Annotated in this window: 13 protein-coding genes; 3 read left to right on the top strand and 10 right to left on the bottom strand. The window is 41.8% G+C overall.

Annotation, left to right across the window (positions count from 1 at the left end):
• Positions 1-293: 293 nt before the first annotated feature.
• The 7 genes from nagB to BSAG_RS17825 all read right to left on the bottom strand — a co-directional run bounded on the left by nagB (position 294) and on the right by BSAG_RS17825 (position 8,876).
• Positions 294-1,106 carry a glucosamine-6-phosphate deaminase gene (gene nagB, locus BSAG_RS17795; protein WP_004301540.1) on the bottom strand — a complete coding sequence of 271 codons (813 nt, stop codon included), beginning with the start codon at positions 1,104-1,106 and terminating at the stop codon, positions 294-296.
• A 51-nt stretch (positions 1,107-1,157) separates the two neighbouring features.
• A complete protein-coding gene (locus BSAG_RS17800) occupies positions 1,158-2,354 on the bottom strand; it encodes an FprA family A-type flavoprotein (protein ID WP_004312819.1) in 1,197 nt (398 codons plus the stop codon).
• Between the two features lie 54 nt (positions 2,355-2,408).
• On the bottom strand, positions 2,409-3,389 hold the full coding sequence (locus BSAG_RS17805; RefSeq protein WP_004312818.1) for a TIGR01212 family radical SAM protein: 981 nt from the start codon (positions 3,387-3,389) through the stop codon (positions 2,409-2,411).
• Between the two features lie 437 nt (positions 3,390-3,826).
• A complete protein-coding gene (locus BSAG_RS17810) occupies positions 3,827-4,645 on the bottom strand; it encodes a LytTR family DNA-binding domain-containing protein (protein ID WP_004312817.1) in 819 nt (272 codons plus the stop codon).
• A 3-nt stretch (positions 4,646-4,648) separates the two neighbouring features.
• Complete coding sequence (locus BSAG_RS17815; RefSeq protein WP_004312816.1) at positions 4,649-5,443, bottom strand: LiaF transmembrane domain-containing protein; 795 nt, start codon at positions 5,441-5,443, stop codon at positions 4,649-4,651.
• Positions 5,444-5,616: 173 nt separating this feature from the next.
• A complete protein-coding gene (locus BSAG_RS17820; protein WP_004312815.1) occupies positions 5,617-7,194 on the bottom strand; it encodes a hypothetical protein in 1,578 nt (525 codons plus the stop codon).
• Between the two features lie 41 nt (positions 7,195-7,235).
• On the bottom strand, positions 7,236-8,876 hold the full coding sequence (locus tag BSAG_RS17825; protein WP_004312814.1) for a hypothetical protein: 1,641 nt from the start codon (positions 8,874-8,876) through the stop codon (positions 7,236-7,238).
• A 297-nt stretch (positions 8,877-9,173) separates the two neighbouring features.
• On the opposite strand from BSAG_RS17825, the gene BSAG_RS17830 reads away from it, so the two are divergent.
• The 3 genes from BSAG_RS17830 to BSAG_RS17840 are packed head-to-tail and all read left to right on the top strand — an operon-like array spanning position 9,174 to position 16,050.
• Complete coding sequence (locus BSAG_RS17830) at positions 9,174-12,395, top strand: SusC/RagA family TonB-linked outer membrane protein (RefSeq protein WP_004312813.1); 3,222 nt, start codon at positions 9,174-9,176, stop codon at positions 12,393-12,395.
• A 13-nt stretch (positions 12,396-12,408) separates the two neighbouring features.
• A complete protein-coding gene (locus BSAG_RS17835; protein ID WP_008017893.1) occupies positions 12,409-14,436 on the top strand; it encodes a RagB/SusD family nutrient uptake outer membrane protein in 2,028 nt (675 codons plus the stop codon).
• An 18-nt stretch (positions 14,437-14,454) separates the two neighbouring features.
• Positions 14,455-16,050 (top strand): DUF5123 domain-containing protein, encoded by a 1,596-nt coding sequence (locus BSAG_RS17840; protein WP_004312811.1) that lies wholly within the window; start codon positions 14,455-14,457, stop codon positions 16,048-16,050.
• 230 nt (positions 16,051-16,280) lie between these two features.
• Here the strand turns inward: BSAG_RS17840 and BSAG_RS17845 are convergent, their stop codons facing one another.
• The 3 genes from BSAG_RS17845 to BSAG_RS17855 form a co-directional block, all read right to left on the bottom strand.
• On the bottom strand, positions 16,281-20,855 hold the full coding sequence (locus tag BSAG_RS17845; RefSeq protein WP_008771090.1) for a hybrid sensor histidine kinase/response regulator transcription factor: 4,575 nt from the start codon (positions 20,853-20,855) through the stop codon (positions 16,281-16,283).
• A gap of 90 nt (positions 20,856-20,945) precedes the next feature.
• On the bottom strand, positions 20,946-22,286 hold the full coding sequence (locus tag BSAG_RS17850; protein ID WP_004315064.1) for an ATP-binding protein: 1,341 nt from the start codon (positions 22,284-22,286) through the stop codon (positions 20,946-20,948).
• 332 nt (positions 22,287-22,618) lie between these two features.
• Positions 22,619-24,367, bottom strand: a complete 1,749-nt coding sequence (locus tag BSAG_RS17855; protein ID WP_004315063.1) for a pectinesterase family protein — start codon at positions 24,365-24,367, stop codon at positions 22,619-22,621.
• Positions 24,368-24,420 lie beyond the last annotated feature (53 nt).

The raw sequence follows: 24,420 nt of genomic DNA, 5'->3' as shown, positions 1-24,420 counted from the left end.
TCTGACTAAAATAACAGGAAAAACAAGGAGAGGTTTTAACTTCCCCTAAAAAAGACATGTACATAATGCATGGGTGGGAAGGAAAAAACAAGAATATGTAAACAATATTCTACAAAAAAGATAGAAGACTGGGAGAGTTGAACGAAAAAATCAAGAGAAAAGCTCACGTAAAGCAAAGCTTTTCTCTTGATTTTTTAGAAAGAGGAACATTTACTGAATATCCCTACAAAATGGGCTGCAATCAATTCAACACTGATGCAGCCCATTCTCTTTTTATAGAGTCAATTTTATGCTTACTTAATCAAAGATTCCGGATCTAAATGAGCAGACTCGATATCTTTGAAGTAACGGTAAGTACCTACTTTCAATTCCGCCGTAGCAGCATCATCACAAACAATAATACCTTTTTCATGCATTTGCAATGCACTGATTGTCCACATCTGTGTGATAGCACCTTCTACTGCATGATACAAAGCACGAGCTTTGTTATGACCGTTTACAATAATCATCACTTCCTTTGCAGAAAGCACAGTACCTACTCCCACTGTCAAAGAAGTCTTAGGAACTTTATTGATGTCATTATCGAAGAAACGGGAATTGGCAATGATGGTATCCATTGTCAATGTTTTCTGACGAGTGCGTGAAGTCAATGAAGATCCCGGTTCGTTGAACGCAATATGTCCGTCAGGACCGATACCGCCCATGAACAGGTCGATGCCGCCGTATGACTTGATCTTTTCTTCATAACGTGCACACTCTGCATCCAAATCCGGAGCATTACCATTCAGAATATTCGTATTCTCCGGTTTAATGTCGATATGACCGAAAAAGTTATTCCACATGAAAGAATAATAGCTTTCCGGATGTTCTTTCGGCAATCCTACATATTCGTCCATGTTGAATGTTACCACATTCTGGAAGGAAACGATTCCTTTCTTATTCAGGTCGATCAAAGCTTTATACATACCCAGAGGAGAAGATCCGGTGGGGCAGCCCAATACAAATGGTTTTTCGGGGGTTGGATTGGCAGCTTTTATTTTAGCAGCAACATAATGTGCTGCCCACAGAGATACGGACTGATAGTCCGGCTGAATAATAAGTCTCATAAGTCGATTGTTTTATAGGTTAGTTAATAAATTATTATCTCATTCACAGTTTTAACGATCTTTCTTCAAACGATCCGCCATGGCACGTGCCAGATTTTCACATTGAGTATAAGTCAGGTCTTTCATTGCCTGTTTCATCTCCACCGGATCACCGACCAATTCGAATTTGCTCTTTTCCGCAAACTCTGCCAGACGCTTCACAGCAGCACCTGCCCATGTGAAAGAACCGAAATAACCCAAATAGCGTCCCTTCACCTCACGCAACAGAATCTTTGAGAGCAGCGCTTCCACTTCCGGGAATATCTGATTGCTATAAGTGGGAGAACCGATAATCAATCCCTTGTAACGGAAAATATCCGCTAGAATATAAGAAGGATGGCTCTTTGTCACATTATGCATGACAATGTTCTTAACACCCTGTGCCGAAAGCTCTTCTGCAATAGCTTCCGCCATTTGCTCCGTATTTCCATACATGCTTCCATAAGCAATAACAACACCTTCGTCTGCATCATAACGACTCAAACGGTCATAGATACCAATTACCTTGGCAATATTCTCTGTCCATACCGGTCCATGTGTAGAACAGATGGCAGAAATAGGTAGTCCGCCCAATTTTTGCAAAGCTTTTTGCACGGGGCTTCCGTATTTGCCTACGATGTTAGAGTAGTAACGAACCATTTCCCCCCAATACTTATCCACATTGATCCGCGTATCCAGGAATCCGCCATCTACAGTGCCAAAGCATCCGAATCCGTCGCCGGAGAAAAGAACGCCGTCCGTTTCATCAAAAGTCATCATCGTTTCCGGCCAATGCACCATCGGAGTCATATAAAAACGCAGTTTATGATGTCCCAAAGCTAAGAAATCACCTTCCTTTACCAGATACTGTTCGCCGGTTACACCGTAGAAACCTTCAATCATACCGAAGGTCTGCTTGTTACCCACAATAATAATTTCCGGATAATGTTGCTTAATCAGTCGGATAGATCCCGAATGATCCGGTTCCATGTGGTTTATAATCAAATAATTAATAGGACGTTCTCCAATCACTTGCTTGATCTTACGCAAGTAGACTTCAAAATAACAAATATCTACCGTATCCACCAATGCCACCATTTCATCATCAATCAGATAAGAGTTATATGAAACTCCATAGGGCAATGGCCACATCCCTTCAAATCTGTGCTTGTTACGGTCATTCACTCCCACATAGTGGACATTTCCTTTAATTCTTGTTTTATGTTCCATTCTTCAAATCCATTTATATTTCTTCCACCATCTATATTCTGCTCAAACAGCTATTTATTCAGTGGTAAGTTTATCGTCTGCAAAAATAATCCTTTTTTCCGAATCCCTATACTTCTTACCTTGATAAGCACCTCTTTCTTTCATTCTTTTTTGTAAACGCGCTACAAATTCATAATTTTTCAATCCCCAGTCCGGAGCTATTAATAAATCTTTAGGAGATTGGGAAACAAAACGCTCCACAACTATATCGGGACGAAGATGTTCTACATAATCAATCACCAGACCAATGTATTCCTCCACCTCGTTAAACAAATGAAAACCATCAGGAGCTTCATCATACTCATGCGCCATTCGTGTACCACGAATCAATTGTAACTGATGGATCTTGAGTGTAGCTAAAGGCAGATCGGAAAGTATTTCCGCTTGTGCCACCATCGTATCATGCGTTTCTCCCGGAAGTCCGAGGATGATATGTCCGCCTGTCAGGATACCACAGGCGGCTGTCCGCCGGACGGCTGCCACCGTATCGGCATAAGTATGCCCCCGGTTTATGCGTTTTAAGGTTTCGTCACAAGTGCTCTCAATCCCATATTCAACCATAAGGAAAGTGTGTTTGTTCAATTCTTCCAAGTAACGCAACAAACTCTCCGGCATACAATCGGGGCGTGTACCTATTACCAATCCGACCACCCCGTCTACCGTCAACGCTTCTTCATATTTACGCTTCAAGCCTTCCAGTTCGGCATACGTATTGGTATAGGCCTGAAAGTAAGCCAAATATTTCATTTCCGGATATTTATGGGCAAAAAAGCATTTCCCTTCTTCCAATTGGGTAGTGATAGACTTCTCTGTCCGGCAGTAATCCGGATTAAAAGTCTGGTTATTGCAATATGTACATCCGCCCCATCCTTTTGTTCCGTCACGATTAGGACAAGTGAAACCTGCGTTCAATGAAATCTTTTGTACCTTGTAAGGAAAATATTTCCGCAAAAAAGTAGGGAAATCATTATATAATAGCTGCGTAGACATGTTCATTCACTTCTTTCTTTATTTTACCTACAAACATAAGCAAAATCAGCGAGTTATGGAAAGTTGACACAAAATATCTTCAATATATTAAAAATTTCATAAATTCCATAAGATAAATTAATAAACATTGCTATTCAAAAAACTATTTAATTAACTTTGTAATGATTTTAGGCATTGGCAGGAGGATACTTGTGAAAGTCTTGTGCAATTATTCCCCAATTATGATTTCATCTCACCATACCCCATGCAACTCTTGTCAATAAAATTATCCTCTTTATATTCTGAATAAGATTATAAAGAGGATTTTTTTAACGAATATTATTCATTTCACTTTTCCAAAACAAAGAAACGAGATCAATACTATTACCCAACCGATCTGCTAGATGAAACATTTATAACAGGGCTGTAGTGATAGTATATTACAAAATCAGAATAAACAGATTTTATATCCCCAACCGTTCTTTCAGCAACCGGTAGCCGGAAAGGCTAACCCGAAGTTTCACTCCATTCTTCAATAATAACTGATAGGTTTCTTTTCCAAAAAGCTCGACCCGGGAAATCTGCGTAACATTCACAATCGTAGAACGATGCACCCGAACAAATGTATCCGGAGAGAGATGAGTTTCAAAATACTTCATAGTCTGCTCTTTCAGGTATTCGCCTGTGGGGGTTATCAGCATCACATAATCTCCACATGCTTGTATGTAAATCAATTCGTCTGCCTTCACCAAATGAATCCGGGAGCCGTCTTTCACTGTAATACGATCTACCCATTCCATGGCTGACTCTTTCTGCTGTTCAGCCACATTCACCTGATGTACAGCCAGTTCTTTTTCCATTTCCTGATTTTGTACTTCTTCTTTTGTGACTATCAAGCGGTACCATAGAGTAATGGCAATTAAAACCGGTAGTCCGAACAATAACCGGAAAGGGATTGTCTGCGCAAAAGGAACATAGGACACTCCTACAATTCTCACCATTATGTCACAGACCATAAAACTTCCTGCCAGCCAAAGCAGACTTCCAACGATAATCATAATTACATCCGTCTGGAACAACGAGACAAGACCGACCACAAACCATGCCAGATAGGCGATAGCCGCCAACCAACCGATCGTTACTATTCCATCTACCAAAGCGGGAAGATAATCGTTTCCGGTGTATCCACAGACTAAAGCTACTTGGAATACAACCAGAATCAATGCCAGCACCAGCATCGGAATCCAACGAAAAGGAGATTCTATAATCGGATGTGCTTTCATACGCTAGTCTTTAACCTCCAAGCCTCCGAAAGAAAGTGTTCCCCGAATTACTAATACACTCTCCTTATTTATATTTCCATTCTGCCAACGTTTATCATCACATCCTCCAAAGAAAGCATTGCATTTAAACACGACTTTCCAGTCAGAAGGGACATATATCTCAACTCCTCCCCAACTGCAATCCAAATCTATGTATGTTTCTCCGGGTGCAATATGGGTATGGCGCAAATCAATCGTCGTTCCTCCGAAAGATGTGCGAATGACAGCTCCTTTAAACAATTCGTCAAGCACCACGTGACGGGCAGCTCCCCAAACATTTTCGGCACGCAGAAAACCATCTACTGACTCTGACTGCTGTTGTTCACTTTCAAAGTTCATGCCGGGTTGTCCCTGATGCATCTTCATCCACTTCTGACGGTGCTGCATGGCATGATGGTGCGCCCAGTGCCCCCGCCTGTTCTTGCCGGATTTAAAAAAGAATAAGACACCTGCTGTTATCAGAGCGATAGGCCATACCATTGCCTGCGAATTTTCAGGCAACCATGAAAGCCCTCCAATCAAAAAATACACACCTATCAACAAAAGGATGATTCCACCGATGAAATGGCGGCGAATCATAGAATATATACCTAATATAATAAGGAGTGAATGCCAGGATACGATCATATCGAAGACTTCAGATGTAATCCATCCCATATTACGGGCAAACAGCAGAATCCCGGAAAGGATAAAAAGCGAAGCTATCAGTGTTTTACCGGAAAAGCCTGTAGCAGTGGGAAATTTTTGTTTCTCTTCCATTGTCTCTATTACTAATTGATTAATGGTTCAAAGATACATCATTTCTCACTGCTTCTACAGCCTTTTCTGTTGATTTCCGGTATAAATTCCGATGAATGCCGGATAAAAACCGGTGAAACTGACTATAAAGTATCTTACCTGATAAAGATAATTCTTAATACGATGTTTGCAGATTACTTTTTTCCACCGCTATTTTGTTTTTCAATAATGTCATGCACCAAACTATTCATATACATTTCCAGATTTGTATACTGGCCATATTTATCTATCGTTTTTCCATTGCCATCAGAAGCATCATGAGGATTTAATCCGAATTTTCTCTCCCATGCATCAGGCAAACCATCATTATCAGAATCAATCAAGGTACTTCTCTGTAAAAGAACTGGCCATGCGGAAACATTTTCCGAAGTATTTAACGAGAGCAAATCATCCTGACTATCTATCAATCCTGGTTTCGGATATCCTTCACTTTTCCAAATACCTCCTTCTCCATTATGAACATTCAAACCTTTATATCCAGCTGTTCTCGTACGTGTTTCCTTCACAATACGTGCATCCACATCATCTCGATGCAATGAACACCCCGCATAATCCAACACTTGTTTATAAGCATTGAAAGCAGAATGTGTCGTTACCGATGCAAATTCATGAGGTTTGTCCAATCGAATCGAGTCTTTAGTTTTTTGCGTAACTACTTTCTTATAATTATTCGAAAATTGATTGTAAACTCCATATTCCCAATTATTAGCTGTAGCCTTTTGGCTGTTTTTATCATCTGCCCCTCCATCTACAACGTTACCATCGATATAATACTTTCCCCACAGATACCCCCCATTCCTATTTTCTGTTGCATCTATAGCAAAAATCCGTCCACGTTTAGAGCCTGTCACCGTTGCAGGACCTGGTTTATAATAATTGTTCACTATATTAATATTCATCCTTTCGCCACCATACGAACTGTTCATACCCCAATTATAGATCACATTATTGCGAAAATCTACATAATCACCATCACATTCTCCATTCTTACGTACCTTAGCTCCTAATCCGAAACGGGGATTCCGGCTATCATGATGGGCTAATAAATTATGGTGATAAGAAGAGTGTTCACCTCCCCAAATTCCTCCATATCCATGAGGACCTTTGGTATGTCCACCTAATCTAAGACTTTCAGAAATAATGCACCACTGCATAGTAAAATCATCATTTTCATAAAAAGAAGCACATTCATCTGTACACCAGCTGATAGAGCAATGGTCTATAATCACATTCCTTGCCCCTTTTCCTCCTAAAGCATCTGCACCGTCAGGATGCACACATTCTTTATTACCCATACGGAAACGTAAAAAACGGAGAATTACATTACTAGCATAATTTGTCACCGGATAACCCGCTATGCATATACCGTTTCCCGGTGCAGTTTGTCCCGCAATAGTCAAATTCCCTTTCCGTATTTTTAGGTCTTTATGCAGAAATATTGTACCGGACACTTGAAAAATGATAGTACGAGGACCATCCAACTTTTCTATACCATAACGTAAAGTGCCAGGCATCCCATCATCTGCTAAAGAAGTAACAATATACACTTCACCTCCACGTCCGCCTGTAGTCATACGTCCATATCCTTCTGCTCCGGGAAAAGCAGCCAACTCTCCAAAATCAAGAGTGTTACCAATACCAGAAGAGGCAAAAGCAGCCTCATTTCCGATCAGAGTTAATAAAACGGTTAAACAACGAAAGATCAAATTCATATTTTTATTTATGGAATAATACAAAAATACACCAAATTTATTTATTGCACTCCTCCTTTATTCTGTTCCTCAACAATCTTTTGTACCAAGCTATTCATATACATCTCCAGATTTGTATATGTTCCTTCCTCATCTACTGTTTTACCATTTCGGTCAGAAGCATCATTCGGATTCAAACCATACTTTTTTTCCCATTCATCAGGCATACCATCATTATCCGAATCCTTCAGAATAACACCTTGTACCAATTCAGGCCATGCTGAAGATTCTCCAACAGGAATCACATCATCCTGACTATCAATGATACCTTTCTTTGGATACCCCACGCTTTTCCAATCAATACCTTCAACAACTCCCTGACCATTGTGCTCGTTCATTCCCTGGTAGTTCGCAGTCCCGGTACGAGTCTCCTGAACAATACGTTCATCCACTCTATCCCTGTGCAAAGAACAACCTGCATAATCCATAACACGCTCAAAAGCCGTACGGGCATCATGAGTGGTAACAGTACCTGTTTCTACAGGAGTGGTACGTTTAAGAGCTTTTTTTGTACCTTCATCCAACGTTCCATACTTTTTATCAAACTGATTATAAACTCCGTACTCCCAGTTATCCTTTGTAGCCTTCATACAACGATCGTAATCAGCCGCACCATTAATTTGCCCATCATCCACCACATTTCCTTGGATAAAGAAATCTCCCCAAGTGTCAAAAATGGCCGGATATGATTTCTTATCCGAATCACTCACTTTTTTGTCAATGGCGATAATACGTCCACGTTTAGAAGTGCCAGTAGGAGTGGCAGGCCCCGGCTTATAAAAATTATTCACAATATTTACATGCATGGCTTCTCCACCATAACAAGAGTTTCCACACCAGTTATAAATGACATTATTACGCATATCAACAATTTCATTCTCTTTTGTCGAATTAACTCCAGGACCTAGACGAGGATTACGGCTATCATGATGTGCCAATAGATTATGGTGAAAAGAAGCTTTCATACCTCCCCATATACCACCATAGCCATGAGGACCTTTTGTATGCCCACCTAAACGCAGACTTTCAGAAATAAGACACCATTGCAGTGTAAAATTCTCATTTTGATAGAAAGAAACACACTCGTCAGTACACCAACTCATAGAACAATGATCAATCATTATATTTCTATGATACCGACCGCCAAAGGCGTCGGCTCCGTCTGCACTGACATCTTCTTTATTTCCCATTCGAAAACGCATAAAACGGACAATAACATTGTCTGCTTCCAAGAAAACCGGATAACCAGCCAAACAAATACCATCCCCCGGAGCCGTCTGGCCTGCAATGGTCAAATCTCCATTCTTAATCTTTAAATCACCATTTAAATGAATAGTTCCGGATACCTGGAAAATAATTGTACGTTTTCCGCTTAGTTTCTCAATACCATAACGTAAAGTTCCGTTCTGTAACTTGTCCTCCAATGAAGTAACAATATATACATCGCCACCACGCCCACCGGTTGTGTAGCGTCCATGTCCTTCTGCCCCAGGAAAAGCTGGTATCTTTTCATCTTGAGTTTCTCCAGTCCCTTCAGGTTCTTTAGGCAACTCATTAGCGTCACTACCATCAGTACACGCCAGGATTCCAAAAGCAAACAAAATGGCCAAACACCATTTACTTAGAATTATATCCATTTTCATACATTATTAGATTAATGAGGGCAAAAGTAGGCAGGATAAAGAAAAGTCTTGTTCAAATTTTGTTTTTCCAAATCATTAAAATCGATAAAACAAGGCTTTTCAAGCTAGTATGTGTATTTTTTGTTTTAAAACTATTCTAAAAATGCCTGCCGGCTATTAAAAAACAAAAAATACTAGGTGAAAAACAAATATTGCACATATCTATATTCACATTCATATACTTTTGTACCGAGGAATTAACTCTAAATGTGAGTACAGAATCAAAACAATAACCATTAATTAATAAACATGCAAAGAATGTCTAACAAGGTGAAAAACATGCGCAGTTGGCTGCTAATGCTATTTGCAGCGATATCGCTTGGCGTATCAGCGCAAACAATTACCGTAAAAGGTAATGTGAAAGACACAACAGGAGAACCGATCATCGGAGCTTCTGTAGTAGAGAAAGGTAATACTACCAATGGTACAATTACCGATTTAGATGGTAACTATTCTATCAAGGTTCCTTCAAAAGCAACCCTTACAATTTCTTATATCGGAATGAAAACTCTGGATATTGCTGTAAAAGGACAAAGTCAAATTAATGTCACTCTTTCCGATGATACACAAGCATTGGATGAAGTTGTGGTAATTGGTTACGGAACCGTTGCAAAAAAGGATTTGACTGGTTCCGTATCTTCCGTTAGTGCCAAACAGATAGCTGCCATTCCGGTATCTTCTGCATCAGAAGCATTACAGGGAAAAATGGCTGGTGTATCTATCACAACGACTGAAGGTTCTCCTGATGCAGACGTAAAAATCCGCGTACGTGGTGGCGGTTCTCTATCTCAAGATAATTCACCGCTTTATATTGTAGACGGATTTCCCGTATCAAGTATCTCTGATATTGCTCCAACAGATATTCAATCGGTAGATGTATTGAAAGATGCTTCTTCTACTGCTATTTATGGTGCCCGTGGTGCAAACGGTGTTATCATCATTACTACTAAATCCGGTCAGGAAGGTAAGGTGCAGGTAAACTTCGGTGCATCTTACGGTTTGCGCAAAGTGACCAAGATGGTCGATGTACTCAATCCGTATGAGTTTGTGATGTGGCAACAAGAATTAGACCAAAAAAGTTTTAATTATGGCACCTTTGACGATCTGGAGATTTATAAATCATACACAGACACCGACTATCAAGGAGAAATATTTGGTCGCACCGGTAATCAACAACAATACAATATTAGTGTCAGTGGTGGAAACAAAGATACCAAATTCAATATCAGTTATTCACGTAACGACGAAAAAAGTATCATGTTGAACTCAGGTTTTGCCAAAGACAACATCAATGCTAAAATAAATACAAAAATCAACAAATGGCTAACATTTGACTTCAATGCCCGTTTATCCTATCAAAAAGTAAAAGGAACCGGAAGCGGTGCAGACGACAATCAATCGAGTGCAACCACTTCTGTAAACGCACGCTCTGTAGTATTTGCTCCTGTTGAAAAATTAATCAGCGGCAGCAGTGACGATGATGAAAACGTAAATAACGCACGTTACACGCCTATCGAAATATTGAACGCGACTTACAAACGTGTTAGCCGCTTCCAACAAAACTACAATGCCGGAGTGAACTGGGAACCCGTAAAAGGACTTAAATTCAGAAGCGAATTCGGATATGGATGGAAATACAATAATACTGACCAAGTATGGGGGGTGGAAGCTACAAACAACAGTAAATATGGAAATCCGGGAATGCCCCAAGCGTTATTAACCAAACTTATCAACAAGAACTGGAGAAACGCCAATACTGTAACATATAATAACGATAAGATGTTCAATTTGAACCACAGAATGAATGTCATGTTAGGTCATGAAGTATCCAGCAGTTACGACCACAAAACAACAATGACATCTGTAGGTTTCCCTAAAAACATGTCAATAAAAGAAGTACTTGCTAATATGGGACAAGGTCAGGCACTCCCCACAGATACATACATTGGTATCAAAGACAACTTGCTCTCTTTTTTCGGACGTATCAACTACACCATTAACGATAAATACCTGATGACTTTCACCATGCGTGCAGACGGCTCCAGCAAATTTGCCTCCGGCAATCAATGGGGATACTTCCCATCACTGGCTTTAGCATGGCGTATATCCGACGAAGCTTTCATGAAAAACGCCCAAGAATGGCTTTCCAACTTAAAACTTCGTTTAAGCATCGGTACGGCAGGAAACAATCGGATTCCCTCCGGGTCGCTAGAAACAACTTACTCACTAGCAGGTTCGGGAGACAAACATATCTATTTCAACAATACAAGCAGCGTGGTTCTGCAAAGAGGTAAAAACTTGTCCAACCCGAACTTGAAATGGGAAACAACGCTCACTCGTAATATAGGTTTGGATTTCGGCTTCTGGAACGGACGCCTTTCCGGTAGCTTAGATGCATACTGGAACACGACCAAAGATTTGTTGATGCAAACTACCCTCCCCAAAGGAGCTGGTTATGAGTTCCAATATCAGAATTTCGGTCAAACCTCCAACAAAGGTATTGAGCTTGCTTTAGACGCTATCCTTGTCGACCAAAAAGATTTCGGTCTGAATTTCAACTTCAACATTTCTTATAATCAAGCTAAAATTGACAAACTGCCTACAAATAAAATCTGGCAAAGCAGTGGCTGGGGCGGCAGTCTCATCGCTGGTATCGATGATTTCCTAATTGAAGAAGGTGGAAGACTGGGTGAAGTATACGGTTATAAACTAGATGGTTTCTATACTACAGAAGACTTTACTTGGGATAATGGATGGAAACTTAAGGAAGGACGTGTCAATCCGACGGAATCGGGTATGAAAGTCAATAATTTCGGTCCTGGATCACCCAAACTGAAAGCAAATGCAGATGGTAAAATCGAGAAAGAACGCCTTGGAAATACAATCCCGAAAATAACTGGCGGTTTCGGTATCAATGCACGATATAAGAGCTTTGATTTAAGTGCATTCTTTAACTATTCCTTGGGAAACAAAATTATCAACGCTACCAAACTTGCTTCCGGATTCTATAGTGACACAAAAAAAGATTGGAATCTGAACAATGAATTCAACCTTAGCAAACGTTACACTTGGATTGACCCTGCCAACGGAATGGACATGACTTCCAAAAGCTATATCAACGAATTTGGAAGCGACTATGCCATCAACCGTCTAAATGAAATAAATGCTGGTGCCAGCATATTCAACCCTGCTTCCATCACACAGATTCCACTTTTGGACTGGGCTGTAGAAGACGGTGCCTTCTTGCGTGTCAACAACATTTCCATCGGTTACACATTGCCGAAAGTTTTCGTACAAAAACTACAAATGCAGAATGTGCGTATCTACTTTACAGGATACAACCTCTACTGCTTCACTAAATATTCCGGTGCCGATCCGGAAGTAGACACTTGTCGCAAAACACCTATGACTCCGGGCATAGACTATTCGGCCTATCCTAAAAGCCGTTCATTTGTAGGTGGTATAAATGTTACATTCTAAAACAGATACATATATGAAATCAATTATAAAATACATCATTGGAGGAATGGGGTTACTGAGCATCACCTCTTGCAGCGATTTCTTAGATCAAAGCTCTCCTTCCGAAATCAAAGGCGACATGGTTTTCAACTCGCTTACTTTTACAGAACAAAGTTTGAACAAAGTATATGCAGGGCTTACCCTCGACCATACTTATGGTGCCCGCATCCCTCTGAATTTCGGATTCAATACAGATATTGAACTAGTAGATGCCGACGTTAACAAACCAGCTTCTTTCACCGAATCCAGTGAGCGCGCTTTAGGTAATTACAATGGAGAAAGCATCAGCGGTTCCTGGTCAAAACTGGATGACAATTGGAAAAACTGTTTCGCCATTATTGAGGACGCCAATCTTGTCGTAGAAGGAATCCGTTCCAGCGAGTTGTTCCAAGAAGGAAATCCGGCACGCAACAAGATGGCTAATTTCTTGGGTGAGGCACTCACCATCCGTGCCATGGTCTATTTTGACCTTGTAAAAAACTATGGAGACCTGCCAATGAAATTCGAAACGACCAAGGTAGACGGTTCCAATTTATATGTAGCCAAAAGCGACCGAGACGATATTATGGAACAATTGCTGAGCGACTTGGAAGAAGCTGCAAACTATCTCCCTTGGGCAGGCGAATCCGGCTATACGACCGAACATGCCACTGCAGGTTTTGCTCACGGCTTGTTCGCCCGCATCGCCCTTGCCAAAGCCGGCTACAGTATCCGCGAATCCTCCAAACCCGGCTACGAGACACTTGCCGGCTCTGACGGTACATACCCTACCCAACGTCCGGGAGAAGCAGAAAGAAAACTGTTGTATGAACGTGCACTGAAACATCTGACAGCTGTTATTGGAAGCGGTGTACACAAGTTGAATCCTTCGTATGCAGACCAATGGTTCCAAGTAAACCAGCGGAAGTTGGACAATACTTATAAAGAAAACCTATACGAAGTAGCGCACGGCCTGAATAAATCCGGAGAAATGGGATATACCATTGGCGTGAGAATCAGCGGTGCAAGCAGCTACTACGGTGCTAAAGGAAACTCAAGCGGAAAAGTGAAATTAACCGCTCCGTTCTTCTGGTCGTTCGACCACTCTGACCTGCGTCGTGACATCACATGTGCCACTTATGAACTCAAAGAAGAAAACGGGCACATCAAAGAAAATATGCAGAAAAACGCCCCATTCGGTATCTATGTAGCAAAATGGGACATCCGCAAAATGAACGATGAATGGCTGAATGCTGTCCGTGCGAGCGATGCAAAAATCGGATATGGCATCAACTGGATTGCAATGCGTTATTCCGACATACTATTAATGTATGCTGAAGTTATGAACGAACTGTATGGAGCTGATGCAGCCAATCCATTGGGGGGAACTGCCATGACAGCCCGTACCGCACTGACAGAAGTTCACAGCCGCGCGTTCGACAACAAAGCCAATGCACAAGCGTATGTAGCTGCTATCTCATCAGGTGACGATTTTTTCAACGCCATCGTGGATGAACGCGCATGGGAATTTGCCGGAGAATGTGTTCGCAAATATGACTTGATTCGTTGGGGATTACTCTCAAAGAAGATCGACCAATTCAAAGAAGACTACCGCCAACTCACTACCATAGCTCCAAAATACATCTTCTATAAGATGAAAGCTGATGATGAATATTCCATCGACATGAGTAGTATTTGCTGGTATGAATATCCCTCCTTTGTCAACGAAATCAATAACGAATTGGATGTCAAGAATGCCATAAAGAACGCCACTGATCCCAACTGGAAATACGTTCCGGGCTGGGGAACCTTCCCAAATGGAAAAATAGAGAAAGACGCAACTACAAAGCAAGAAGTGTTCAAAGAGGACGGAAGCACCTCCAATGATTCCAACCTTTCGGGATTAACGGACTATGTTAGCACAGGTCTGAACAAGACCGTAAAAAACAGGCATTTGATTCCACTAGGTAGTAAAACGATTTCAGAATCAAACGGAACATTAGCCAATTCATACGGATTCTAATTGATAAAAACGATTATTATGAAAATTAGTACAAATATACACACGCTATTAAGCATCATTTGCTTAACAGTTATTTCATTTTCGTCTTGCGACCAAAGTAATGACTGGAGTTCGGACGAACGATACAACCGCTTATTCCGCAGCAACAATCTTGCGGTTACTCCCCAAACATTCGAAGCAGAGGTTATTTGGAACGCAACTCCCAACACCGACTACTATATCATAGAGGTAAATAAAAACGAATTTACAAATGACGAACTGCAAGAAGGCTCTATCATCTACGGAGAAGACAAAGGCATTACAAGCAGCCCTTACAGTATCACAGGATTAGAAGAGCAAACGACGTATTACTTGCGTCTGCGTTCCTGTTCCGAATCTGCCCAACCGTCTAAATGGTGCACCTTGGAGGATGGCACTTTCACCACAAAGAGCGAACAAATTATCGAAAGCAGCAGCAACGTGACCAGCAAGAACGCCACCATCCACTGGACTGCAGGAGTGGACGTTACCCACTTCCTCATCGAATCTACCGAAGGGGAGACACGCCGCGACATCACCGCCAACGAGAAGAATGCAGGTCAAGCTACGTTGACAGGACTCAAAGCTGCCACCACTTACAAAGTTTCTATCTATAACAATCAGAAGTTGAGAGGAAACTGTAAATTTGAAACAACAGAAGACTTTCCGGAAGGATACAACATAGCCAACCTGAAAGAGGGCGATGATATTGATGCAGTTCTTGCCGAACAACAAGGAGATGTAGTGCTCGTCTTCCCTGCTGGAAGCACTTTCGAACGTACGGAAAAACTTAGCATTCCCGCATCGGTAAATGCAATTATCTTCTGGGGTGCCTCCGGTGGAGCACAGCCTAACTTCAAGCCCAAAGAAGTGACAGCCACAGAAAACACGACTTCTATCAAGTTTTATAACATGAACCTCTACAACAATGGCAAAGGCAGCGATTACATGATTAACCAAGATGCCATGACAACGGATGTAAACATTTCCTTCGATAAATGCAAGGTATCCAAAACTCGTGGTATATTGCGTGTGCAAGGCGGTGGTACAGGTTGTTCCATCAACAACATCGAATTCACTAATACCACCTTCAGTGAAATCGGTTCGTATGGTGTCATCCACACTAAAGACATGACGGGAAACCTGAATTCCATTCATATTAGTAAATGCACATTTAATGATGTAGCAGCTACTAACGGAGCGACATTTACATTAACAGCAAAAAATACAACGCATTCTATCACATTTAATATCGAGCAATGTACATTCTATACTTGTGTTCAAGCTAGCAATAAACACCTTATTGATGCAAACAAAGTGGAACTACACGATATCAGAATCACAAAATGCTTATTCGCCAACTGTGGTAGCAGCGATGCCAAAAACAAACTATGTAGCGTAAAGAGTATCGTTAAAGAGACTTCCGACAACTGGTATACCACCGATTGCGCATGGCACAGTGAGGCACAAGCGATGTGCACCGAATATGGCAAAACATCTGCCGAACTCTTTGAAGATCCTGAAAACGGTAATTTCAAAATTAAAGACGCTTTATTCAAGAACCGTGCAGGCGACCCTCAATGGTTCAGTGAATAATATAGGTTTTACATAAAAAACATATAAAAAAGATAGGGCGAATGTATATTTGAATATATACACTCGCCCTACTTTTTTAATATACACTCCCAAGCAAATGAACGTTTACAAACAAAGCATATAAAATACACTTTGAGTTTGGAATACATGAATTGAGAAGTCCATAGGAATAGTCTCTTAAATCATTTATTTCCTAAAAATAGAATAAACAAAGAGATTGTTACTACGTATTACCGACCTATTTTTTCCTTATACTCAGTTGGTGTCATACCCACCTGCGCCTTAAAACATTTGCTAAAATAACGCGGGTCGTTGATTCCGACCATATATGAAATCTGCGTCATATTAAACTCTCCGGTTTCAATCAGTTGCGTAGCACGCTTGATGCGTATTTCTTTGATAAACTCAATAGGTGCCAATCCTGTCAATGTCTTCAGCTTCTTGAAGAACACGGAACGACTGACAGCCAGTTCACGTACCAAATCATCCACTACGAGGTCTCCATTATCCATGTTCTGCTCCATCAATTCCACTAGTTTATCCATAAACTTACGGTCATTTGGAGACATATCAGGAATGGTCGGTTGCTGTTGTGACTGTAATTGCGTTTGCTCTTCTTCTCGCTCCGACACTATCTTTTTTTCCTCTTCAGCCATAGCCTTTGTCGACGCAAGCAACTCGCCGGAAGTAACAGACATATTGATATGCATCAGGCTATCCCGATAGAAACTTTGCAGTTTCTTACGCTGCATCAACAGATTTTCCACACGGGCCTGCAGATAGATAGCACTGAAAGGTTTCGTGATATAATCATCCGCACCATATTCCAATCCTTCCAGTTTACTTTCAATCGTAGTCTTGGCAGTAAGCAGGATAATAGGTATATGGCTGGTTGTCATATCCGCACGCAGTTCACGCGTCATTTCAATACCGTCTTTCTCGGGCATCATCACGTCACTGATAATAATATCCGGAAGATACTTCAATGCTTTATTCGCTCCTTCCCTACCATCGGCAGCTTCCACTACCCTGTACATCGGAGTAAATATACTACGCAAGAATTCACGTAACTCCTGATTATCTTCAACTAATAACATCAGTTCTTTGGAGTTTTCTTCTTTCGCAGTATCTTCCTCATAAACAGCTTCAATTTTCTCCGAATCATCGGGTATCAGCGTTTCAGACTGAATGGAAGAGTTGGCTATATCCACCACTTGCCCCATCCTTACCGGAGCTTCCGCATCTTCCAGGATAAACTCGGTTTCCTTATCATAATGTTCTTTCCCTTTCAGGAAATCGACTTTGAAACAACTTCCCTCTCCCAAACGACTATCCACGGAAATTGTAGCCTTGTGCATCTCCACAAGCTCTTTCACCAATGAAAGTCCGATACCCGTACTAGCCTGATTGAAAAGATTCTTGTCTACCAGATTCTCAAAACGGACAAACAAGGATTTCTTTTTATTTTCCGCGATACCAATTCCCTGATCTTGTACACCGATAGAAACTGTATTCTCATCTTCACGGATAAACATCGTTATCATCTTGCCATTCGGCGTATACTTAAATGCATTGGAAAGCAGATTGAATACAATCTTTTCCAGCTTATCGGCGTCCACCCAAAGATAAAGATGCTCCTTTTCCGTCTGAAACAGGAAATCAATCCGGTGCTCTTCGGCCACAGCTTCAAAATTATCCATCACCTTGCGCACGAAAGGAACGATGTCCACACGCTGTACCTGCATCTTCATCTTCTTGTTCTGAATCTTACGGAAGTCCAATATCTGATTGACAAGACGAAGCATACGGCTGGTGTTCCGTTCAACCACCACCAACTGTTCGCGGGCATCAGCCGGCAATTTATCATTCTTCAAAACCTGCTCTACCGGACCTGCTATCAACGTAAGCGGAGTACGCAACTCATGGGATATATTCGTAAAGAAGCGCAGTTTTATATCCGAAATCTGCTGTTCGACCGACACTTCATGCTTCAACCGGTAAATGGTGAACAGGATATAAACGGCCACAAGAATAATAATCAGAATAAAAAGTATATAAAGCACGTATGCTATCGGCGTTTCCCAAAAAGAAGGCAGAATGACAATATCCAAGATACGTTCGTTATCCACCCATACACCATCGCTATTGGTAGAACGGACGCGGAGCACATACTCTCCTTTCGGAAGATTCGTATAAGTCACGCTACGCTGTTTGTCGGCAAAGGTCCACTGTTTTTCAAATCCGTCGAGAATATAAGCATACTGTATATTCTGCGGATTGGTATAATCGAGTGCCGCGAAATGAACGGAGAAAATATTCTCTTTATGCGAAAGTACCAATTTATCAGCGTCGTCAATATCCACTTTCAACAATGAGTTGCCGCCGGGGGTAATGTCCTCATTAGCCACTGTCAGTTTGGAGAATACGATAGGCGGGATATAGCTGCTCTTACGAATAGAGTCAGGATTAAATATAAAGACTCCGCCACTGGCACCGAAAAGCATGCTTCCTTTAGCAGTTAATGCCGAAGCGGCTTCACTAAAACGTACGGGGAAAGTGATACTACGCTCGTCATAACTTTCAAAACGTTCTTCAGAGGGGATGAACTTACAAATTCCATTCTCCGTACTAATCCATAGATTCTGCTTACTATCTTCGCGAATGGAAAGCAGGACATCGGAAGGAAGACCATCCAATACGGAATATGATTTGAATTCTCCGTGACCGTCCTTACTGATAGATACCAGCTTGTTGAGTCCGCCGCCGAAAGTAGCCAGGTAAAGTTCCTTTTTCTTGGTGGAGATAATCCAATGGACATCATTATTACTCAAGCTTTGCGTATCATTCGGCATACGGGAGAAATGATAGAACTTCACATCCTCCGGTTTCTTAAAATTCTCATCAAAAGCAACGGCACCCGTAGTTGTTCCTACCCACAAGCGTCCGTTGTTATCGGAAGTGATGAAACGAGCTTTGTAACAAGGATCGATGGGATAACCTTTCAGGTTGTTCCGGTGATTGATAAACAATGTCTTTCCAGCTTCATTCTCCGTGATATAATTGATACCTCCGGCAAAAGTTGCCAGCCAGATACGACCATAATGATCTTCATAGACGCAATATACATTATTATCGCTCAAACTGTACATATCATCTTCACGATGAAGATAACGGGTCAGCTTATAAGACATTCCGTTGGAAGAAATCGGCTCGGCACGAACAAGGCCGTCTCCTTTTGTCGCAATCCAGATGATTCCTTTTGAATCCTGAATAACAAAATAAACGGTTCCCAGCATGGGAGTACCGGTGGTAGAGATCGTGCCGCTTTCGGTGAGGTATCCTTTATAAGTTTTGCCGACATCATACATACGAAGTATGCCGTCTTTCAAGCCAACCCACAAATTTCCCAGTTTATCTTCACACAGGGCACGTACCTCATTATGCAACGATTCGTGTTCATGAGGCATAGGGGTCATCATCGCAAAGGGTACATTTCGATAAGTCACTTTCTCCAATCCTTTAGAATGGGTACAAAGCCACAGATTACCTTGTTTATCGGAAAAGGCCGAGTGAATCTTATTGGAAAAACGCCAGTCACGGCTGCCCAGTCCGTTATAGAAAGGAACCAAGCATTTTTTTTGAGGATCGAAGTAAGAGAAACCTCCTCCGTAAGGATGTACCCAAAGATAACCGTTTACGTCTTCATGGATATGAAAAGCCGGACGGGAACGTTCGGGATTGCTGTATTCTATAGGAATTTGCTCACGGGTCACCACTCCGGTCGAGGGATTAAAATGAGCTACAACACCCGGTTCTTCCTGTTCGAACCACACTTCCGAAGAACGGTCTACATAAGCAGAAAGGATCGGCTTTGCGGGTAACGCCTTACAAGTCAGGAACGAGTAATGTACGTTTGTTTTTGTTCGCAGGTTGTAAGTAAAGAAGCCATCCGAATCGGTAGTAATAACGGATACGTCCGGTGCAATGGGATGAATGGAGGTGATCTGTCCTTTTGTGGGAAGCTCGATCAACGTAAATTCTCCGCTTTCTTTCTGATAAGACCAGATACGTCCATGATCCGAGGCGAAGCAAATATCTTTATCACGTTCCTGCACAGCATAGAAAGCCTGGTTCATTCCGCCAAACTTTCCTTTTGTCTCCGTAAAATAAGAATCCGGCTCTTTCTTTCCGGGATGGATCATACCGAGGCCATTATCCGTCAACAACCAGTCATTGCCGGCTTTATCCTGATGAACTTTGAATACATGTAAAGAAGGAAACAGTTCTGTCTTGCTGGAATAAATATCCCATGTCAAGCGATTATTCTCATCCGGATGCGTCAGGATGCGGATGGCCCCGTCGTTTTCTGTCAGCAGCCAGACGGTTCCGTTGGGCATCACTTCAATGGTATGCACATTGAAAGCACTCCCCTCCTCTCCGGCAGCAGGCACTTGCTCGAATGTCTCTGTCTTCGGGTCGAAACGATGGACACGGTTGTCATAAGTCAGCAACCACAGAAAGCCGTAACGATCTTCATACATACGGTCTACGCGGTTATTGGTCAGACTGATGTAGTTTCCCTGACGGGCCTTGTATGTTTTAAAAGTATAACCGTTGAAACGGTTGATACCATCCCAGGTGGCAAACCAAAGGTTGTCTTTGTGATCCTGCAAGATGTTCATCACCGTATTTTGGGATAGTCCATCTTCAGTAGAATAGTGGGTGAAAAAACAGTGCTGTTGCGCGTATGTTGAGAACGCAATAGCTAACAAAAGAATTACTGAAATTAAGGTTTTCTTCATCATATCACTCGGTTCTGTGGCGTAAAGATAGAAAAATACTTGTAGTATCATGCAATCTTTAGCGGCTATTTAACAGAATCGGGCCAACATGACTTATGTCTCTATTTTTTTTAAAATATTAGGCAATGCGGCTATCATGTAAAAAGGAAGGTTGATAAGTTTGAAATGTTTTCCTTCATTAGTAGTAACTTCGTCTATGGCATAATTCCCCGACCAGATTCGAACTGCCAAATCATGCTCCGTTTCATTCATAAACTGATGAATGGATTTTAAGTGGGCGTTGTGTCCGTTTTTCACTTCAATTGGAATGATTTTCCCGCCATATATGTATACAAAGTCCACTTCTGCAGAACTCCCCCTTTTAGCCCGTACCCAAAACTTTTGCTTCTTACCTACTTCGTTGGAAAGAGCTTTTAATTCCTGCGCAACGATTTGTTCGGCAGCCATACCTCTCCATGTATCCGTCAAATCTTTACTAAGAAGATATTCTTTTTGTATTTCAGCCGCATAATTTACTAGTCCTGTATCCAGCCAGATCAATTTAGGAGCGCGTTTCAAATCTGTGGTAGCTGGCATTATCGTATGAGTGGTAGGATATACCAACTCCAGCAACAATGCTTTTTCCAGAGTACGGAAAGCCTCGCCCGTTTCACGGGCTTTGTAAGCGGACTGTGCAAATCCTCCTAAAGTGACAGCTTGCCCTGCATATCCCCAACCTTCTTCCAGTATGTAACGAATCACCGCAGCTTGCGTGTTTGTCTCCGCATACTTTTCCACATCATTCTTGTAGGCATTTAGCAGTTGATTGTAAGTATCGGACAAGGATACAACATCTCGGTTGGCAGCATACCTCGCTACAATTTCGGGCATCCCGCCTATCAGTGCATAACTATTAAAAAGTAGCATTAATTGTTGATGGAAAGCCTCCGGCAAACGTGCTTCCAAAATCCAATCTACAAACCGTCCCTCTCCTATTGCCTGAAGAAATTCAATAAAGGAACACGGATGCAAAGCCATATACTCCACCCGTCCTACAGGCAACGAGATGTGTTTGTCCAACATATTTTCCAGAAGAGAACCTGCTGCAATAACATACAACTCCGGCAATTCCTCGTAAAAGTACCGCAACAATGCAACAGCTTGTGGCGACGACTGTATCTCGTCGATAAAAAGCAGGGTTCGTCCCGGCCTCTGCGGCTTATTATCATACAAAAACAATAAAGGCAGCAGCATCTTTACATCATCAGTAGACTCAAACAAATCCTTTGCCTCTTTCTTTTCAAGATTTAAAGACAGGAAATTATCAAATTCTTTGCCAAACTGCTCAACAATAGTGGTCTTCCCTACTTGGCGGGCTCCTCTCAATATCAGAGGTTTTCTATTATTTTTCTCTGCCCACTCATGCAACTGATTCTGTATCCTTCGTTCAAACATATCGTAATTTGTTTATTTACAGTTACAAATATACAAATTTGTTTCATTGCAGGGGTGAATTTACTCATTTTTTGTTTCATTGCAGAGGTAAATTAGCTTAATTTTTGTTCCATTGCAGAGGTATATTACACCAACTTTGTACCAGTTCAATAAAGTTGTACCAGCTCAATAAAGCAGTGTACCAGTTGAGCATATGCAGTTCCGCCCTTTCAGGGCTTATGTTTGGTGTATACCTATCACGTAGGGCAATGCCCTACGCTATATAATAGAAGGCTTTCAGCCTATTAAACTACTTCCGAAACTTGAGTAAACAATCATATCTGTTCGTCAGATCAACGCTTTACCGTTATCAGTTTATTTCCGTTCTCTATCGGATTCCATCCGTCTTCTCCTGCCAAAACTGCATTTATCTCATATCCTTTCAGATTCTTCAATTGTTGGGAGAAAGCAGCGCGCGCTTTCGGATGGGCTCCTTCGCCCCGACTTTCATATTCGGCATAAAAGACAGTTTTCTCGTTTTCCTTCTTGCCCCAGTTGTTCCAGCCAACGGGAAGAATGTGTTTCCCCAATTCGCAACGGATGAATACAGCTTGTGCATACGGACGCCAGGGACGGGACAGATACACTTTTGTGGCTTCCGGTTCCGCAGTCAGTTTGCAATTATAGAATACATAGCCATATTTTTTACCTTTATCAGTAGAGGGAGCGGTGACATAACCATCCCGTTTGCTATGAATGTGGCAACGGTTGAAAACAGCCGTAGACCAACCGAAGATAAAATCTACCGTTCCTTCGATGTAGCAGTCTTCATAATATTGGCGGCTTTGCTTGCTGTATGTATAGAGGGTATCCTGGAAGCCGAGGAAACGACAGTTCTTAAAATAGACACGATCGGCAGACACAAAGCAGGCAACTGCCTGTCCTACGGGACCTGATGAGTTCTCGAATGTGATATTCTCCGCATAAAAATCGGGGGCATAGATGTAACAGCTGGACGAACCGGAAGTTCCCATGTTCTCGCCGAATACATTTTTCTTGTTTGCAAAACCGTCATAAGTCAGTATCGCACTGTCTTCTCCAATCAAAGAGATATTAATCTTGGATTCAGGGATGATGAGTTTCTCTTTATAAGTTCCTTTACGAATCAGGATAGTGGTACGGACGTCTTTGCGAAAATCGGGAACAGCATTGATAGCTTCCTGCACGGTAAAGAAATCACCGCTACCGTCTTGGGCCACTACATAATCGAATTGACGGATATATTTCGCCAGTTCCGGAATTTCCTTGCCGATGGCATCCACTGCCAGTCCGGCAATTGTTCGTGCTCCGTATACGTTTAAATGAGTATTGTCTTCACGACCTTTCGGGAAAGCCGGCACCTGATTGGGTTCGACAAACATAAATAGTTTCTTTGATTCTACTGGTCCCAGTTCCTGCACCAGGTCGTGGGTGATTTTATTCATGTCGATGAAAGTCACTCCCAGTTCTTTTGCCACATTGCGGGGAGCATCCAGATAGGCGCCATGCGTATCGAATAAAACAATTCCTTCTTTCGGTTGTTCCTTTTCCCCTGGTGTGCGGCGGACATCTTTTGCGATGGCATCATCCTTCGGCTGTACGAAATTTCGACGGACGATAGAGTTGAACAATACCGGTATTCCACCTTTGGCGCGGGTTTCATTCACATACCGACGAAGATTTTCATCAAAAGTACTGCCCGGATCGGTGTGACGGGTAGAGTCTGCTTTCTCATCATTATGGCCGAACTGAATAAAGACATAATCTCCTTTTTTCACTTTAGAAATTACTTTTTCCCAGCGTCCTTCGCTGATAAAGCTCTTAGAACTTCGACCGTTGGCGGCATGATTGTCTATCCGTATGTCTTCGGAGAAGAATCCGGGAAGTACCATTCCCCAACCACGTTCGGGATTTCCTCCGTCTATTTTCTTGTTAGCCATTGTCGAATCACCTATCATAAAGATAGTGATGACCGGTTTGTCTGCACGAAATGCAGAAAAAAGAATAAGAGCCGTTGCAAGTAGCCCTACCATTTTAACCCTAAGTGTTTTCATATTCTTCATCCCCTCTTACGAGTTTTATTTTTTGTTTTTATCTGCCACCTGCAACGTTTTGC

Source organism: Bacteroides sp. D1 (genome assembly GCF_000157095.2).
Taxonomy (GTDB): domain Bacteria; phylum Bacteroidota; class Bacteroidia; order Bacteroidales; family Bacteroidaceae; genus Bacteroides; species Bacteroides xylanisolvens.
This window is presented reverse-complemented; position numbering and strand designations above follow the sequence as displayed.